A 20,541-nucleotide genomic window follows, 5' to 3' on the forward strand; every position below is an offset into this window, starting at 1 on the left:
AAGTGAGGAGCCAGAAATGAATCTACAAGATGAAGCCAATTCAGTAGATGATCTAGGTATAGCCATTATTGCCCTGTCCGGTCGTTTTCCAAAAGCTCAAGACCTCAATCAATTTTGGCAGAATCTTAAGGATGGTGTTGAATCTATTTCTTTTTTCTCAGATCAAGAATTACTAAAGTCTGGTATTAAAGCTGAATTACTCGACGATCCTAACTATGTAAAAGCTCGTGCTATGATGTCAGACATCGATATGTTTGATGCTAATTTCTTTAGCTACAGTCGCAAGGAAGCTGAATACATAGACCCGCAACAGCGTTTGTTTCTTGAATGTGCTTGGGAAACGATAGAAAGGGGAGGTTACAATCCAGAGACCTATGAAGGTTTAATTGGAGTTTATGCTGGTCTTGGCATGAACCACTACTTATTAAAGAATCTTTATCCAAACCACGATTCTAATAATCCATCAAACTCTTATCAGTTAATGATTAACAGTGATAAGGATTTCCTGGCCACTCGTGTCGCTTACAAGCTAAATTTAAGAGGCCCTGCAATCAACGTTCAAACAGCTTGCTCAACTTCATTGGTTGCAGTCCACATGGCTTGTCAAAGCTTGCTCAATGGGGAATGCGATCTCGCTCTTGCTGGTGGTGTCTCTATCCAGGTTCCGCAGAAAGCTGGACATTTATATCGAGAGGGGATGATCTTCTCTCCTGATGGGCACTGTCGAACATTTGATGCGAAAGCCAAAGGTACAATACCCGGTGATGGTGTGGGCATTATACTTCTCAAGCGCCTTAATGAGGCGATCGCCGACGGAGATTCTATCCAGGCCATAATCAAAGGATCGTCAATTAATAACGATGGCTCCTTAAAAGTCGGCTACACCGCACCTAGCATAGAAGGTCAAGCAGCAGTTATTTCAGAGGCTCATGCTGTTGCTGGAGTAGATCCAGAAACCATCTCATACATAGAAGCTCATGGCACAGGGACAGAGCTGGGAGATCCAGTAGAAATTGCAGCTCTGAGCCAGGCTTTTAGGTATAGTACAGACAAGAAAGGTTTCTGTGCCATTGGTTCCCTAAAAAGCAATATGGGTCATTTAGATGCAGCCGCAGGAGTAGCCGGACTGATCAAAACCGTTTTAGCTCTCAAACACAAATTGCTACCACAAACGCTACATTTTGAACAACCCAACCCTAAAATAGATTTTGCGAATAGTCCACTCTATGTTAATACCACTCTTTCTGAGTGGAAAACCAATGGAACTCCTCGTAGAGCAGGGGTTAGTTCCTTTGGTATTGGAGGAACTAACGCTCATGTAATCTTGGAAGAAGCTCCAGAACCAATTAAGAAAGAAAATTCCCCAGAACGTCCGGTTCATTGTTTAACCCTCTCAGCCAAAACTCCAGAAGCACTAGAACAACTGGTAGCCCGTTATCAAAACACTATAGAAACTCATCAAGAATTAGAAATTGCAGACATTTGCTATACTGCAAATACAGGACGTAAACACTTCAATCATCGTCTAGCTACTATTGCAGCAACCGAGCAAGAATTACTAGAAAAAATCAAATCTTACCAACGAAAAGAACACGGAATAGAAGGATTTTATGGAGAGTTACCCAATAGTAAGATCATAAAAATTGCATTTCTATTTACAGGTCAAGGTTCCCAATATATCAACATGGGAAGGCAACTCTATGAAAAAGCACCGACTTTCCGTCAAGCTTTAGAGCAATGTGACCAAATTCTTCAACCCTATTTGGAGACATCCATATTAGAAATTATTTACCCCAAAGATGCACAAAAATCAAGTCTTTTAGACCAAACAGCTTATACCCAACCTGCCCTATTTGCTTTGGAATACGCCCTCTTCAAGTTATGGGATTCATGGGGAATCAAACCCAATGGTGTCATGGGTCACAGCGTCGGGGAATATGTAGCAGCTTGTATTGCCGGAGTATTCAGCCTAGAAGACGGTCTCAAACTAATAGCCATGCGGGGACAGTTAATGCAAAAGCTACCCTCTGGTGGTGAGATGGTATCTGTAATGGCATCAGAATCTCAGGTAAAAGAGGCCATAAAAGAATATACTTCTCAAGTGACAATAGCAGCAGTTAACGGACCAGAAAGTATAGTAATTTCTGGTGACAGTAGAGCTATAGCAACTATTTGTGATATCTTCAAAAATCTGGGAATTAAGACCAAACAGTTACAGGTGTCCCATGCCTTCCATTCGCCATTGATGGAACCAATGTTAACAGAATTTGAAACAGTGGCTAAAGAGATAACTTATAATGAACCCCAAATACCACTAATCTCAAATGTAACTGGGACTCAAGTAGGTGCAGAAATAACCACTGCTGAATATTGGGTAGCTCATGTGCGTCAACCCGTAAGATTTGCTCAGAGTATGAAAACTCTGGAAGAGCAAGGATATGAAACCTTCCTGGAAATTGGACCCAAACCCATATTGTTAGGAATGGGAAGACAATGTGTCAGAGAAAACATGGGAGAATGGTTGCCCTCATTGCGTCCGAATCAAATCCCCCTCCAGTCTTCCTTAGAAAGGGATAAATCAGAGGATGCTGCGCTTTTGAAAGATGAGTGGCAACAAATGCTATCAAGCTTAGGGCAATTATATGTGAAAGGAGTAACAATAGATTGGTCAGGGTTTGACTCAGACTATAGTCGTCAGAAAGTAGTATTACCTACCTATCCATTCCAATGGCAGCGTTATTGGGTGGAAACTCCTGACAATCAAGATCAGAAGACTACAAATCAAAGTTCAAATTTAGTTCTTAAACTGCTGAGACAAGGAGATACAGAAGGATTAACTCAAGAACTGAAGTTATCTGAAGAGTTAACAGAAGATGAACAAACATTATTACCTAAGTTGTTAGAGATTTTGACTGCCAGGTATCAAAAATCTCTGCAAAATCAGGATTATATAGTTGGTGACTTTTATGATGAGTTAACTTCTTATGTTCATGAACAGGCAATTTTGAACTATGTTCCTTTGCCGGGGGTTATTAGAGGATTTTCATGGATTCTATTATCCCATAAATCCAACACACAAGAAAGATACCAACAATTAGCATTAATAGCCCAGGAAGAGATTAGAAATATAGGTTGGCAGAAAGTTGACTTTTCTGCGTGTCAGAAAGTTCTAGATATCGGTTGTGGCCATGGTACAGATTTAATAACCCTAGGCCAGAAGTATGATCACTTAGAGCTTTGTGGCTATACAATATCAGATCGACAAGTAGAATTGGGAAATCAAAGAATTAATCAATTTGATCTGGAACAGCAGATAAAAATTATCAATGGAGATAGTTCTCAGGATGAGTTTCCCGATCATTACGATCTGATCTATGGATTTGAAGTCATTTGTCACATCAAAAAGAAAGAAGAACTATTTTGGAATATCCGAAATCACCTAAATAGTGAAGGTCATTTAGTCTTTGCAGATTTCATCTCCAACGCCTCATTTAGTATCGATTATGATGCGCACTCATCCTATCTAATCACTCAACCAGAATGGTTGGATTTGCTGTCAAAAAACCATCTAAAGATAATACAGTATGTAGATATTAGTCACGAAATTGCCAATGGACTAGACGATGTAAATTTCACAGAGAATTTCAACTATATATGTAAAAGCAATAATTTAAACGAAAACGCCAGAATAGGGTTGCAATCCTATGACAACCTCTACAAGATGTTGCGTAAGCAGCTCGTCAGCTATGTAGTCATGACAGCCCAAAAACAAGACCAGTTATCAGTAGAGGAAATTTACCAGTGGAACCAAGAAATTCTACACAATCCCCTACATTACTCTGATGTCTCACTACAAAAACTGTTCTATACAGTAGAATGGCAAAAAGCCGGCCCTCGACAGCAGCAGAGAAAAACACTACAACCAGGAACTTGGATCATATTCAGCGATAGAGAGGGTGTCGGTGAAAAACTGCACAACCTTTTAGAGCAAAGAGGCGATCGCTCTTTCATGGTATTTATCGGGGAAACCTACCAGCACACAGAAACTGGAAGTTGGGAGCTAAACCCATCTCATCCAGAAGACTTTAAGCGTTTTTGCCAAGATATAAAGGCAACTATTGGAGAAAGTCCAAGAATCATTCACTTATGGAGTCTGGACTCTACACCTTCTCAACACCTCACTCAGTCAGCTTTAGAGTCAGCACAAAAGTCGGGTTGTGGTAGTGTATTGCACCTCGTTCAAGCCATAGAAAAACATCTGAACTCGGACTCAGTCTCACCTAAATTATGGCTAATGACCAAAGGTTCCCAGTCTGTACTCCCTTCAGAAGCAGTAGAAATAGCTCAAACCCCCCTTTGGGGACTAGGAAAAGTCATATCTCTGGAACATCCTCAATTATGGGGAGGATTAATAGACTTAGAGCAGGAATCGTCCACAAATGAAGCAGAAAGACTCCTACAGCTACTAGAAGAAGAGCAAGAAGAAGATCAACTAGCCATTCGGAAGGCACAGATCTATGTAGCTCGTTTAGAAAGACAACTCTTAGCCGAATCTCAACCCGTATCCTTGAGTGAGGAAGGAAGTTATTTAATTACTGGGGGAACAGGAGCCTTAGGATTGAAGATAGCTCAATGGTTGGTAGATAAGGGATGTCAACATCTAGTATTAATCAGTCGCTCTGAACCATCAGAAAAAGCACAACTGAGGATTGAGAGTTTACAGAAGCAAGGAGTAGAGGTGGTGGTAACTCAAGCCGATGTTTCTGTGGAACTAGAGATGGAGAAAGCCTTTAAGCAAATACAAGAAAGCCTACCCCCTCTCAAAGGAGTCATTCATGCCGCAGGAGTGATCGGATCGGAGCTAATTCAGGAGTTAGAATGGTCAGAACTCGAAGCTATTCTACGTCCTAAAGTAGTAGGAGGATGGGTGCTACATCAATTAACTCAGAAGCTAGAGCTAGAGTTTTTTGTGAATTTCTCTTCTATTGCATCAGTATGGGGTTCTAAAGGTCAAGCGCACTATGCAGCAGCCAACCATTTTCTGGATGGATTAACGGCTTATCGGCAATCGATGGGATTAGCAACCTATAGTATAAATTGGGGGCCTTGGTCAGGAGGTGGAATGGCAACAGGGGAAGCGATGGACTGGTTAAAGCAAACGGGAGTCAGACCTCTAGAGCCAGAAAAAGCGATCGCGGCTTTGGAGAAGGTATTAGCCAGCAATAATGCTCAAACCGTAGTTGCAGATATCAATTGGGATTTATTTAAGGAACTCTATGAGCTAGGAGGGAAAGGAGTATTTCTGTCGGAAATTTCACTAGCTTCAGAAGCAACAGAGGTCAAAAACGCGAGCGCAGAATTTTTAGGAGAACTAGCATTAGTTCCAGAAAAGAAACGCTACCAGCGGATGGTTGATTACCTTCAAATTAAAATTGGTGAATTACTAAGATTTTCTCCATCCCAACTTCCCAATACACAATCAGGATTCTTTGATATGGGTATGGATTCATTGATGGCAGTTGAGCTGAGAAGTATTTTGAGTCATAGTCTGGGTAGTTCAATTAGTGCCGCCACATTGTTTGAGGCTTCCAATATTCAAAACCTGGCTAAATACCTAATCGATGAGCTGCTCCCAGATGAGCAAAACACAGAAATAGAGAGCGGTGAGAAGAAAAAGATACAGCATCCCAACATAGTTGAGTCTCAAGAAACTCAATCAGAAACAGAAATTGAGGACACAATAGCACAAGAGTTAAAGGAGATTTTTACTATTCTAGATGAAGGGAACTAACTAAAATGAACAAAATTTCTCAAACAACTGAACAAAAGTTCTCATCTAAACAAGTCCTCAAAGCCCTCCAAGAAATGCGGAGTAGGCTCGATGCTGTAAACAAAGCCCAAACCGAACCGATTGCAATTGTTGGGATGGCCTGTCGATTTCCTGGAGGAGCTAACGACCCATCAACATACTTGAACGTATTGCATAATGGTATAGATGCCATTACACCAGTCCCTCCTGAGCGTTGGGATGTGAATACTTATTACGATTCCGACCCCGAAGTTTCAGGGAAAGCCTATACTAAGGAAGGTGGGTTTATTGAGCAAGTAGACCAATTTGACCCCTTATTTTTTGGCATTGCTCCTAAAGAGGCAATTATTTTAGATCCTCAATACAGACTACTCTTAGAAGTAACGTGGGAAGCATTAGAAAATGCTGGACAAACATGGGAAAACCTTAAGGATAGCCAAACCAGTGTGTTCATGGGAATCTCTACAGATGACTATTCTGCTGTAAGTCTAATGAACCAAAATCAAATTGGCAATAATATAAGTGTTGGCAATAATAGAAGTGTTGGTGTAGGTCGTATTTCTCATCTCTTGGGTTTGCAGGGGGCTAATATACAGGTCGATACAGCTTGTTCAAGTTCTTTAGTTGCTACCCATCTGGCTTGTCAGAACTTACGTTCAGGAGAATCTAACTTAGCCTTAGTCGGTGGAGTTAATTTAATCTTATCACCCATTAGTACCATTGGGCGTTGCCAACTGAAAGCCCTATCTCCAGATGGTCGTTGCAAAACTTTTGATGCTGCTGCAAATGGTTATGGTCAAGGAGAAGGATGTGGTGTCCTAGTTTTAAAACGTTTGTCCGATGCTATTTCTGATGGAGACTCCATCTTAGCCCTTATTCGAGGTTCTGCTGTTAATCACGATGGGCCAAGTAGTGGTATGACAGTTCCCAATAAAATGGCTCAGAAAAAGGTAATTCAACAAGCATTGGCAAATGCAAAGTTAGAACCTCATCAAATTAGCTATTTGGAGGCTCACGGTACAGGAACGTCTTTAGGAGACCCCATTGAAATAGAAGCTCTGGCAGAAGTATACTGTAAAAACCGTCCAGCAGATCGGCCTTTAATTGTGGGATCGGTAAAAACTAATATTGGTCATCTAGAAGCAGCAGCCGGTGTCTCCTCTTTGATGAAGGTGATTTTAGCGCTTCAACATCAGGAAATTCCTCCTCATCTACATTTTCAAAAACCTAACCCTTATGTAGATTGGGATCGATTACCCATCAAAATTCCAACTTCATTAATGCCTTGGTCTTGCGAGGGAAAACCAAGACTAGCAGGAGTTAGTTCTTTTGGTATGGGTGGAACCAATGCTCATGTAATTATAGAAGAAGCACCTTCTCAAGTCAAAACTCAAAATGTTATTGAACGTCCAATTCATCTATTAACTCTCTCAGCTAAAACAGAAAAGGCTCTAGATGATTTAGTCAATAGCTATCAAAGTTATCTAGAAACTAATCCTGATGTAGTACTAGCAGATGTATGTTATACCGCCTCTACAGGCAGAGCGCATTTTAATTATCGACTAGGGGTTATTGCTTCTGAGCTGACGGAATTAAGAGTGAAATTGCTGGGGTGGAAAACTCAGAAACAATTAGTAGGAGTATTTTCAGGACAACCCAATAGTGAAGAACCCAAAATAGCATTCCTATTTACAGGTCAAGGTTCCCAGTATGTGAATATGGGAAGGCAACTATACGAACAAGCACCGACTTTCCGTCAAGCTTTAGAGGAATGCGATCGAATTTTACAACCGTATCTAGAAGTCCCTCTATTAGACATTATCTACCCTAAAGAAACGAAACCATCAAGTTCTGATCTATTAGACCAAACCGCTTATACCCAACCCACTCTATTTGCCATAGAATACGCCCTCTGCAAATTATGGGAATCATGGGGAGTCCAACCCGATGTAGTTATGGGTCATAGTGTAGGAGAATATGTAGCAGCAACAGTAGCAGGAGCATTTAGCCTAGAAGATGGTCTCAAACTAATAGCCATGAGAGGGAAACTGATGCAACAGTTGCCATCTGGTGGCCAGATGGTATCAGTAATGGCATCAGAATCTCAGGTAACAGAAGCCATACAAGCAGATAATTCCCAAGTAACAATAGCAGCAGTTAACGGGCCAGAAAGTACAGTCATTTCAGGTGAGAGTGCAGCTATAGCTAAGATTTGTAGTGTCTTTGAAGGAGTTGGAATCAAGACAAAGCAACTACAAGTCTCCCATGCTTTCCATTCCCCATTGATGGAACCGATGTTAACAGAATTTGAAGCAGTAGCGAAAGAAATCAGCTATAACCCACCCAAAATACCACTGATATCAAACGTAACGGGTACTGAAGTAGGAACAGAAATAACCACGGCTCAGTATTGGGTAGCTCATGTGCGTCAACCGGTAAGATTTGCCCAAAGTATGAAAACGCTAGAAGAGCAAGGATATGAAGCGTTTCTGGAAATCGGCCCTAAACCCATATTGTTAGGAATGGGAAGGCAATGTGTAACAGAAGATGTAGGAGAATGGTTACCCTCATTGCGTCCAGGAGTAGATGAATGGCAACAAATGCTATCAAGTCTAGGACAATTGTATGTCAAAGGAGTAAAAATAGATTGGTCAGGATTTGACTCAGACTATAGTCGTCAGAAAGTAGCCTTACCCACCTATCCATTCCAACGAGAAAGATGTTGGATAGAAACCAACCATAACGTCAACTTCTGGTCTAAACAACAATTGTCAACAGACCAAAACTTCCATCCACTATTAGGTCAGAAGCTAAATTGTGCAAGCGAACAACACATATTTTCCTCACAAATAGGAGAAAATTCACCCAATTACCTGAGCCACCACCGAATATTTAATCAAGCAGTGTTTCCTGCAACAGGCTACCTAGAAATAGCAAGAGCAGCAGGAAGTTACCAATTAAAAAAATCGCATATAATAATAGAAGACTTAACTATCAGTAAAGGGTGGATACTACCAGCAGGAGAATTGATAAATGCCCAAACCATCCTCACCCCATTAGAAAATAAAAGCTACCAATTCCAAATATTTTCTCAACAAAAAAACCAAGAGGAACAGAACTGGATACTCCATGCCACAGGAAAAATCCGAACTGCACAAACCGATATAACTCCAACCCAAGTCGATCTAGAAAAATACAAAGCAGAGTGTAGTCAACCCATAGAAGTAAAACAACATTATCAACAATCTCGGCAATTCGGGCTTGATTATGGTAGCAGTTTCCAAGGCATCTGCGAGTTATGGTCTGGTAAAAATAAAGCCTTGGCTCAGATTAAGTTACCTGAAGAATTGATAGCAGAAACAATAGACTATCACTTCCATCCCGCATTATTAGATGCAGCGTTGCAGTTAATCGGTCATATATGGCCAGAAGTAGACAGCGATAAAACGTATCTGACAGTAGGGTTAGAGCAGTTCAAAGTGTATAGTCGTCCAGGGCTTTCTCTTTGGGCTTACGCATCCGCGATCGCGACTGGAGTAGAAGGTCAAGAAAATGTAACCACTCAAGTGACACTACTGAGTCCAGAAGGAGCAATCATTGCTACAGTCAAAGGCTTACAGATAAAAGTGGCCAGTAAACAGACTTTACTGGGAACAGAAGGAGAATCAATAACCAATTGCTTGTATGAAGTCGAATGGAGAACCAAAGGTCTTTTAGGCAGGTTGTTACCTCCTGACTTTTTGCTTGCTCCCGTAGAAGTTTCTGAAAAATCAACTCCCAGCCTACAAGAATTAGTCACCCAGATAGATAATACGTCTACCTCAGAAATACAAAGGAAGGTAGACGCATTAAGTGTAGATTATATCGTGCAAGCCTTGCTATCAATGGGTTGGTCATATAAACCAACAGAGAGCTTCGAGTTAGAGGCAGCAGTCCAACGTTTAGGTATCGTTCCGAGTCAGCGACAGTTATTCGGGCGTTTGCTACAAATCCTAGCAGAAGTAGGAATACTCCAGCCGAATCAACAACAGTGGGAGGTGCAACAAACCTTAGAGAGAGTTGACCCGACCCAAAAAAGCCAAAGTTTCCTGAATCAATATCCAGAAGAAGTAGCTGGATTAACCCTATTAGACCGTTGTGCCTCTCAACTAGCAGTTGTGCTACGAGGAGCAATAGATCCGGTAGAACTGGTGTTTCCTAAAGGAGATTTGACCACAGCCACCCAATTCTATCAAGACTCACAAGTAACCAAAGTGATGAACGTGATAGTGCAAAAAACTATCACTCAAGCCATTGAGAAGTTACCACCGAGCCGAGGTATACGGTTATTGGAAATCGGAGCGGGAACAGGAGGGACTACCCGTTATATTTTGCCCCATCTCAACCCTAACCAAACGGAATATATATTCACGGATATTGGAGCTTTATTCACCACTAAAGCTCAAGAGCAATTCAAGGATTATCGATTCATCAGCTATCAAACTTTAGATATTGAGGTAGACCCAACCAGCCAAGGATTTACACCTCATCAGTATGATGTCATTATTGCGGCTAATGTCCTTCATGCTACCACCAATATGAAGCAGACCTTATCCCATGTGCGACAACTGTTAGCACCAGGGGGAATGTTGGTCTTGTATGAAACAACAACACGATCTCGGTTTTCAGATTTAATCTTTGGGCTATTAGAAGGATGGTGGAAGTTCACTGATTATGACTTACGATCTGACTACCCTCTATTGAGTCGCCAGCAGTGGAAAAAAGTTTTGAGTGAAACCGGTTTTACTCAAGTTGTGACTCTACCGGAAGTTGAGAATATGGCAGAAGTATTTGCTCAACAAGGGGTCATTGTCGCCCAAGCAGCTCCAATTACCTTAGAGTCAACATCATTGACACCGAAGGGCTGGTTGATATTAGCAGACCAAAAAGGAATTGCTCAACAGGTGGCTAGTCAACTCCACGAAGCAGGAGAGGTTTGTACGTTAGTATTTGCAGGAGAGAATTACCAACAGCTTGCCCCGGAAGAATTTATTATTAATCCTCATAATCCAGAAGAATTTGAGCAACTGATAGAAGCGGTTGCGACCCAATCCCCCTCGTTATCGGGAGTCGTACAATGTTGGACAACTGAAGCAGGGGTCGATAAAAATCTGAGCGCTGAGGAATTAGAAAATTTATCGAAGCTTGGGTGTGGTACGACCTTATCTTTGGTACAAGCCTTAGTCAAAGTCAAATTATCTCGATCGCCTCGGTTATGGTTAGTGACCAATGGTTCTCAACCCGTACCGTTAAATAATCCAGTCATACCAGGAGTAGCCCAATCTTCACTGTGGGGCATGGGGAAAGTGATTCGCTTAGAATATCCCGATCTAAAGTGTGTGTGCATAGATTTAGACCCACAGCAGACGATAGAAACTCAAGCTGAGGCACTATTCCAGGAAATCTGGTCGGAGGATAGGGAAGACCAGGTAGCATGGCGCGCAGGTGAGCGTTATGTGCCTCGATTGGTGGCTAGTCGTCGTCAGCAAGCTGATGCTACGACTCAAAAGCCTTTATGTTTCCATGAGGATGCTACCTATTTGATTACAGAAGGCATGGGAGATTTAGGTTTATTGGTGGCTCGTTGGATGGTAGATAAAGGAGCCAAGCATTTGGTGTTGTTCGGATGCGGTTCACTAGATGATACTAACCGTCAAAAAATAACTGAGTTAGAAAGGGCTGGAGTTTCTGTAGTACTGGAACAAGCCGATGTATCGGATCTCGAATCAATGAGCAGAGTGCTGCACAAAATTGAGCAGTCAAACAGACCACTAACAGGAGTAATCCATTCGGCTGAACTGTTGTCGGATGAAGTTCTACAACACCAGAGTGGATCTAGCTTTGAGCAAGTAATGGCATCCCAAGTCAAAGGTGCTTGGCATTTGCATCAATTGACTCAAAACCAACAGTTGGACTTTTTTATATTGTTTTCTTCCGTTGCATCTCTGTTGGGTTCACCCGGTCAAGGAAATCATGCTGTAGCCAGTGGATTTCTTGATGGTTTAGCCCATTATCGCCATGCGATGGGATTACCAGGATTAAGCATTCATTGGGGTTCTTTTTCTCAAGTGGAAGAGGTTGCAGAACCCGGTTTGGAGGTCAATCTACAGAAGCAGGGAATGGGGGTGATATCTCCAACTCAGGTGCTAGAGTCGCTAGAGCTACTGATGAGTGGTTCGGAGATAGAAGTAGGAGTGCTACCGATTCAGTGGTCAGCTTGGCAGGCAAGAGTCGCCCAATGGCCTTTTTTGGCAGATTGGCAAGCAACCAACCCAACAACTTCTGAAATATCTCAGTCAGAGTTTCTGTTAAAGTTGAAGGCAACAGCACCTAACGAACGTCGCTCGTTATTAGTCGCTCATGTCCGCCGTCAATTTGCTCTAGTTTTAGGGATCAATCATCCTGAATCTATTTCATTAGAGACTGGATTTTTTGATTTAGGTATGGATTCTTTGACTTCTGTTGAATTAAGGAATAAGTTGCAGACCAGTTTAGAATGTTCACTGCCGTCTTCTCTAGCTTTTGATTATCCGAATCTTCAGGCACTAACCGATCGCCTGGAAGAAACAATAATTCTATCATTAGATGAGGAGAAATCACCATCTGAAACACCATTAGATAAGGATTGTTTAGAGATAGAATCTCCAGAAAATATGCTTACTGAAATCCATCAGCTTTCTGAAGAGGAAATTGATATGGCGGTTGACGAAGCGATTGGGGAACTCGATCAACTTTTACAGTAAATTAGATAAAGTTGCTTATTTTTAATTAATAGTATTAGGAGAAATAAAGATGGAACTTAACGCATCCCAAAAGCTCTCAAATGAGCAACGTCTACTGCTAAAACTTAAACAAGCAACTGCAAAAATACAAGAAATTAGAGCAGCCGCTACAGAGCCAATAGCCATTATTGGTATGAGTTGTCGGTTCCCTGGAGGTGCATCTACTCCAGAAGGCTTCTGGGATATTTTACAAAATGGAGTAGATGCGATCGCTGAAGTCCCAAAAGACCGATGGGATCTTGATAATTATTACAACCCAGACCCAGACACTCCTGGCAAAATGCACAGTCCCTATGGAGGGTTTATTGACCAAGTAAAGGAGTTTGATGCCAATTTTTTTGGTATCTCTCCTAAAGAAACCATTCATTTAGATCCTCAACATAGATTACTCTTAGAAGTCAGTTGGGAAGCTCTAGAGCATTCAGGAAAGAATCCGCAACAACTTAAAGGGAGTCAAACCGGTGTATTTGTTGGTATTTGTAGCAGTGATTATAGCCACCGTATATTGAGTCACGGTCTAGAACAAATTGATGCTTACATAAGTTCGGGTAATTCTCACAGTACAGCATCAGGGCGAATTTCTTATATGCTGGGGCTAGTTGGGCCTAACTTAGTCGTAGACACAGCTTGCTCCTCTTCATTAGTTAGTATCCATTTAGCTTGTTCGAGTTTAAGGAATCAAGAGTGCAATCTAGCTCTAGCAGGAGGGGTGAATCTATTACTATCTCCAGAGGTTAGCATCGCCCTGTCTCAGGGTCGTATGCTATCGGTGGATGGTCGGTGCAAGACCTTTGATGCTTCAGCAAATGGTTATGTGCGTGGAGATGGATGTGGGATTATTGTATTAAAGCGCCTCAGTGATGCAGTGGCCAATCGAGATAATGTTCTGGCAGTAATTCGTGGAACGGCTATGAATCAAGACGGACCGAGTAGTGGCTTGACAGTACCTAATGGTCCGTCTCAAGTTGCTGTTATCCGTCAAGCTTTGGCCAATGGAGGAGTAGACCCAGCAGAGGTTAGTTATATTGAAGCTCATGGTACAGGAACTTCCTTGGGAGACCCTATGGAAGTGGAAGCTCTAGGATCGGTATTTGGCAAAACCCACTCTCAAGAGCACCCTTTAATCCTGGGTTCAGCTAAAACGAATATTGGTCATACTGAAGGAGCAGCAGGAGTTGCAGGCTTGATAAAATTAGTTCTACAACTGCAACATCAACAAATCGCACCATCCCTACATTTTAATCAACCGAATCCTTATATTAATTGGTCTCAGTTACCCGTAAAAGTCTCAACTCAACTCACTCCTTGGCAAACCAATGGAAAAACTCGTATAGCAGGAGTGAGTTCCTTTGGTTTTAGTGGGACGAATGCTCATATAATATTAGAAGAAGCACCAAGAGAAGATAATTGGCAACTGGCAACTGGCAACAGTGAAGATGATTTAGAACGGGCAGCTCATCTATTAACTCTCTCCGCCAAAACTGAAACTGCTCTTAGTGATTTAGTCAATAATTATCAAAATTATATAACTATTTATCCGGAATTAGAGGTGGCTGATATCTGCTATACCGCTAATATAGGTCGTGCCCACTTCCACCACAGACTAGCAATCCTTGCAGACAACCAATCAGAATTAGTGGAGAAACTCCGACAGTACAAAAAACGAGAAGAAGTCCCCGGAATTTACTCAGGAGAACTGATCAATAACACCACGATCCCCCAAATCGCGTTCCTCTTCACAGGACAAGGTTCTCAATATGTGAATATGGGAAGACAGTTGTATCAAACAGCCCTCCCTTTTCGTGAAGCAATTCACCAATGTGAAGACATTCTGAGTCGTGTCGAAATTTTCCAGGACACTTCATTACGAGATATTCTCTATCCAGAAAGCATAGATGAGTCGAATGCATCCCGACTAAACCAAACAGCCTATACCCAGCCGGCTTTGTTTGCTATAGAATATGCTTTGTATCAACTGTGGCAATCCTGGGGAATTAAACCAGATGTCGTCATGGGTCATAGTGTGGGTGAATATGTAGCAGCAACGGTAGCGAGAGTATTTAGTTTAGAGGATGGTTTGAAATTAATTGCTGCCCGGGGAAGGTTAATGCAAAAATTACCAACTGGCGGGGAGATGGTTTCAGTAATGGCATCAGAGTCGGTGGTGAAAGCGGCGATCGCTGCCCATCCAGAACTATCGATAGCAGCTATCAACGGACCAGAAAGTATAGTTATTTCGGGTAACTCTATGGCCATCAAAGCCATGGTCAACAGCCTGGAATCAGCCGGCATCAAAACCAAACAACTGCAAGTCTCCCATGCCTTCCATTCATCATTGATGGAACCGATGTTGGCAGAATTTGAAGCGATCGCCAATCAACTGACCTACCATCAACCCACAATACCAGTAATCTCTAACCTTACAGGAACCAAGGCAGACAACGCGATTGCCTCCGCACAATATTGGGTGAGTCACGTGCGCCAACCTGTAAGGTTTGCTCAAGGAATGAAGGAGTTAAACCAGCAAGGCTGTACAACTTTCCTAGAAATTGGCCCCAAACCCATTTTGTTGGGAATGGGAAGACAATGTTTACCAGAAGAGGTAGGTGTGTGGTTACCATCGTTGCGTCCTGGAGTGGATGAATGGCAACAGATGCTTTCAAGTTTAGGACAGTTGTATGTACAGGGAGCTAAAGTAGATTGGTTAGGATTTGACCAAAACTATAACCGGGAGAAAGTAGTTTTGCCGACCTATCCATTCCAAAGAGAAAAATACTGGATAGAAATCAACAATAGCTACCAACAAAAACTGCATTTATCAACAACACAATATTTGCACCCATTACTAGGAGAAAAGCTAGAACTAGCGGGAATAGAAGATCAACATCGTTTTCAATCCGACCTAGGCGCTCAATCTCCAGACTACTTGAATCACCACCAAGTCTTTGATCAGGCTCTATTTCCGGGTACAGGCTATCTAGAAATGGCAATGGCAGTGGGAAAAAATCTCTTCAGCTCCCAAGAACAAGTCGTCGTTTCTGATGTGGCGATCGCGCAAGGGTTGATCCTACCAGGAACAGAACTTAAGAAGGTACAGACAGTCGTCAGTCTTTTAGACAATAATAGTTACAAGTTTGAAATATTTAGCGCATCAGAAGCTGGGAATCAACAGGTGCGACAATGGAAATTGCACAGTGAAGGAAAAATATATCCCCAGCCCATTGCTAAAAGCCGAGCTAAAATTGACCTCGAACAATACAAAAGAGACTGTAGTCAAGCAATAGAAGTCCAAAAACATTATCAACTCTGTGGGTCAACCGGTTTAAAGCACGGAAGAAGTTTCCAAGGACTCAAACAGTTGTGGAAAGGTGAAGGCAAAGCCCTCGCGGAAATAGCCTTGCCGGAGGAGTTAATAGGAGAGGTAACAAACTATCATATACATCCAGCCTTATTAGATGTAGCGATACAAATCACGGGTCATGCTCTGGGCAACATAGAAACAGGCGATAAAACCTATCTACCAGTAGGGGTAGAGAAATTGAAGCTGTATCGTCAGGCAATAAGTCAAGCATGGGCGATCGCCGAAATACCAGAAAACAGCTTAACAGCCGATATTTTCCTCGTAGATAATCAGGGAACTGTGGTAGCCGAGCTGGAGGGATTAAGGATAATGGTTACAACAACCGATACCCTCCTCAAAAGTCTGCAACCAGATATCAGCCATTGGTATTATCAAATCCACTGGCAAGCCCAAGCCCTATCCTCAACGCACCCATCAACAGCAAGCAGCAAATGGTTAGTCTTGACAGAAGAGACTCAACTACTAGAAGCACTCCAACACAAAGGTCACGAGTGCATTAAAGTCTCACCAGGACAGACCTATAAGCAGCTAAGTCTACAACACTATCAAATCAATCCCACCAGCGAGGAGCAATTTCAGCAACTGCTAGAGGAAAATCCAGGGATTACAGGCGTTGTACATTTGTGGGGAATGCAGCCATCAGCAAACAAAGATAACTTAGAATTAGAGAAAATCCAAGAAAATAGCTGTGCGGCAGCGCTGCATTTAGTACAAGCAATCCTCAAGAGCAAAGACGGAACCATACCACAGCTATGGTTAGTAACTCAAGGAACCCAGAGCGTCAAAACAGACTCCGAAGTTATTAACCCTGAGTATGGAAGTTTATGGGGACTAGGAGGAGTAATTGCTCAAGAACACTTAGAGTTTAGGTGTAAACGCTTCGACTGTGATCCAGAAGCAAGTATTAATGAAAACTTAGATTTCCTAGTCGATGAACTCCTATCAGAAGATGTAGAAGAGCAAATAGCAATACGTCAGGGAAGTCGCTATGTCGCCAGACTCGAACAAAAACCACAGCAACAATCCATGAGTTCGCCAGGGCAACCGGTGCAATTAAAACTAGCAGAATACGGAGTGATAGACAACCTCAGTTGGCAGCCAATGCAGCGTCGTCTTCCTGAAGCCAATGAAGTCGAAATTGAGGTAGCGGCAGTAGGACTAAACTTCCGAGACGTGCTTAATGCCCTCGGATTACTCCAAGATTACTATGCCGAACACCTGGGCATTACCAGTTCCAAACAACTCACCTTTGGCTTGGAATGTACAGGAATAATCTCTGCTGTCGGAGCAGAAGTCTCACAATGGCAAGTAGGAGACGAAGTAATTACAAATATGGTTCACGATGGCTTCAGCAGCTTCACCATTACCCTAGCTGAATATCTCATCCCCAAGCCGAAACCCATGAGTTTCAGCGAAGCAGCCACCTTACCAGTAACATTTTCTACGGCTTACTACGCATTAGAGAAGTTAGCCAAAATTCAACCTGGAGAACGAGTATTAATTCATGCAGCAGCAGGAGGCGTAGGGCAAGCCGCAGTACAAATAGCTCAACGGGCAGGAGCCGAAATTTTTGCCACAGCTAGTCCGCCCAAATGGGAGTTTCTCAAGTCCCTAGGCATCAAACATATTATGAACTCCCGCACCCTAGATTTTGCTGACCAAGTTATGGAGCTTACTGGAGGAGGGGGAGTAGATATAGTCCTCAATAGCCTCAACGGAGAGTACATTCCCAAGAATTTAGAAATATTAGCTCCTCAAGGAAGATTTGTGGAAATTGGAAAAATTGGGATTTGGGGGGAACAGCAAGTCAAAGAAAAACGACCAGATATCAGCTATTTCCCCTTTGATTTAGGAGAAGTATTCCAACAACAACCCAAAGTAGTCACTCAGTTGTCAGAGGAAGTAATCCACAGATCGAACCAAGGAGAACTTGTTGCCCTACCTCACAAGGTATTTGCCAGCACACAAATTACAGAAGCCTTCCGGTATATGCAACAAGCTAAGAACATCGGCAAGGTAGTTGTGGAGATGCCACAAGTTTCTATCGAGCCAAAGTCCATCCAATCAGAAGCAAGTTATTTGATTACAGGAGGATTAGGAGCCTTAGGATTGGAAGTAGCCCAATGGTTGGTAAAACAGGGGGCCAAGCATCTAGTCTTGAGCAGCCGTCGCGCTCCCAGTGAAACAGCACAACAAATCATAGGCAACTTACAAACAGATGGAGCTTCTGTGGATATCTTATTAGGGAATATTTCCCGTCAAGAAGATGTCGCCAAAACTTTAGAGGCAATATCAACATCATTCCCCCCACTCAAAGGAGTGATTCATGCCGCTGGAGTATTGGATGATGGGGTACTTCAACAGATGAGTTGGGAACGGTTTACCACAGTAATGGCACCCAAGGTTCAAGGAACTTGGCATTTGCATCAATTCACCAAAGATTTACCCTTAGATTTCTTTGTCTGCTTTTCCTCTGTAGCTTCGATTTTGGGGGGGCCTGGCCAAGGAAATTATGCTGCGGCCAATTCTTTTATGGATGCATTAGCTCACTATCGTCGAGGTCTAGGATTACCAGGGTTGAGTATCAACTGGGGAGCTTGGGGATCGGTAGGAATGGCGGCTCGTTTAGATAGTCTCAATCAAAAGCGACTGGAGAGTAGTGGGGTAATTGCCATAGAACCAGAAAGGGGAATGCAGGCATTGGGTTCATTGCTCTCCAGCTCTTCAAGTCAAGTTATAGTGTGGCCTATTCAGTGGTCAAAATTTGTCAAGCAGCTCCCTGGCGGGCGAAAGATACCCTTCTTAGAGGGTTTGATGTCAAGTGAGCCATCATTAACCCAAAATTCAGCCTTCAGGGAACAACTTGAATCAGTACCCGTTTCAGAACGTCAAGAATTATTGATAAATCAGATTCGCTCTTTGATCGCCAAAACATTGGGCTGGAAAGATCCACAACAGATAGGAATGCGTCAGCCTTTGTTTGACTTAGGATTAGATTCCCTGATGACAGTGGAATTGAAAAACAGGTTGGAGTCAAGTTTACAGACAAATTTGAGTTCTAAATTGTTATTTGACCATCCTACTGTTGAGGCATTAGTAGAGCATTTAGCCGATATAATTCCTCTGGAATTTTCTGTCACAAATAGCTCGGATAAACCTAGTCATGACTTATCTGCTGAAGCAATTGATTTTAATGCCGAAGCAACCTTAGATCCGAGTATTGTGGTTGACTCTACTGTGACCCGAAGTATTGCTGAACCTCAGAACATTTTCTTGACAGGAGCAACCGGTTTTATTGGAGCTTATTTGCTTGATGAGTTATTGCAAAAAACTTCAGCAAATATATATTGCCTAATTCGGGCTAATAATAGGGATTTAGCTAAACAGAAACTCAAAGATAAATTGGAATCTTATTGGCTCTGGGATGAAGAAAAATTTAGCTCCAGAATTATCCCTGTAGTAGGAGATTTATCTAGTAAATTTTTCGCGTTATCAACGGAAGAATTTAACTTTCTTGCCAACCAGATTGATGTTATTTATCACAGTGGAGCTTGGACGAATCATCTTTATCCCTATACTATACTCAAACCGACTAATGTTTTAGGAACTCAAGAAGTTTTGAAATTAGCTAGTCAAACTCATGTAAAACCCGTGCATTTCTTATCTAGCTATGTAACTTTATTATCATCTAGTAATCATGAAAGTGAGGAAGCTAATAATCTGACAACTGGTTACTCCCAAAGTAAATGGGTAGCGGAGAAATTAGTAGCGACAGGGAGGGATATCGGGATTCCTACGTCTATATATCGGTTAGCAACGATAACATCAGATGCTAATACTGGTGCTAGCAGGATTGATGATAGAATTTGTCGCTATGTTATGGGTTGTATTGAATTGGGAATGGTGCCAATTTTAGGAGGTAAGTTAGGAGAGAACTGGGTTCCTATAAATGAAACAAGTCAAGCAATTATTTACTTGTCTCAAAAAGAGACATCCTTGGGTAAAACATTTAATATCGTTAATCCTAAATCCACATCTTGGAATGATGTATTTGATTTAATTTGCTCTTTAGTTTCCTCTGTCAAAAAAGTTTCATCAACTGATTGGGAGATGGCTTTATCAAATCATCCCAACAATCCGCTCTATCCTTACTTTTTTGGTGTGCAGTCTGGAGTGGAAAAATTGACAGAAAAAGAGGCGGGTATACTTTCAGGAGTTACTATTGACGATCGCGATACTCAGAATGGGTTGCTCGGCAGTGAAATCACCTTTAGTTCTATAAATAAGCCATACCTAGAAAAAATGCTTTCATATTTGAACAAAAGTGGCTTTATCAACTTACCTTATAATAGGATATAAAATAAGTGTATGAAATCATAAAAAATAACGTGTTTCCTAGCCTCAGTGTGTGATATCAAGTCTGTTGAAATAGCCATCATTGGGACGGAAGGGGAACAATCGCTAAGATTAGGACTAAGTCTAAGAACTCGCAGAATGACAGAAGAGGGATAAAACTTCGTAGAGGTCAACAGATGTTGGCCTCTACAGAA

General features: G+C 42.1%; 3 protein-coding genes. All 3 read left to right on the forward strand.

What is annotated here, in order from left to right:
* The first annotated feature begins 16 nt into the window (after positions 1-16).
* From PN466_RS10350 to PN466_RS10360, 3 genes are read left to right on the forward strand one after another with little or no spacing between them, the layout of a single operon-like run.
* Positions 17-5,791: a type I polyketide synthase gene (locus tag PN466_RS10350; protein ID WP_271939380.1), complete on the forward strand. Its 5,775-nt coding sequence runs from the start codon at positions 17-19 to the stop codon at positions 5,789-5,791.
* Positions 5,792-5,796: 5 nt separating this feature from the next.
* Positions 5,797-12,591 carry a type I polyketide synthase gene (locus PN466_RS10355; protein WP_271939381.1) on the forward strand — a complete coding sequence of 2,265 codons (6,795 nt, stop codon included), beginning with the start codon at positions 5,797-5,799 and terminating at the stop codon, positions 12,589-12,591.
* Between the two features lie 49 nt (positions 12,592-12,640).
* Positions 12,641-20,350 carry a type I polyketide synthase gene (locus PN466_RS10360; RefSeq protein WP_271939382.1) on the forward strand — a complete coding sequence of 2,570 codons (7,710 nt, stop codon included), beginning with the start codon at positions 12,641-12,643 and terminating at the stop codon, positions 20,348-20,350.
* Positions 20,351-20,541: the final 191 nt, after the last annotated feature.

The sequence above is a fragment of the Roseofilum reptotaenium CS-1145 genome (assembly GCF_028330985.1).
GTDB classification, from domain to species: Bacteria; Cyanobacteriota; Cyanobacteriia; order Cyanobacteriales; family Desertifilaceae; genus Roseofilum; species Roseofilum reptotaenium.

Bases quoted from the DNA above. Each gene is read 5' to 3' on its own strand.
- PN466_RS10360 (WP_271939382.1), top strand. From the start codon at position 12,641: ATGGAACTTAACGCATCCCAAAAGCTCTCAAATGAGCAACGTCTACTG.
- PN466_RS10355 (WP_271939381.1), top strand. From the start codon at position 5,797: ATGAACAAAATTTCTCAAACAACTGAACAAAAGTTCTCATCTAAACAA.
- PN466_RS10350 (WP_271939380.1), top strand. From the start codon at position 17: ATGAATCTACAAGATGAAGCCAATTCAGTAGATGATCTAGGTATAGCC.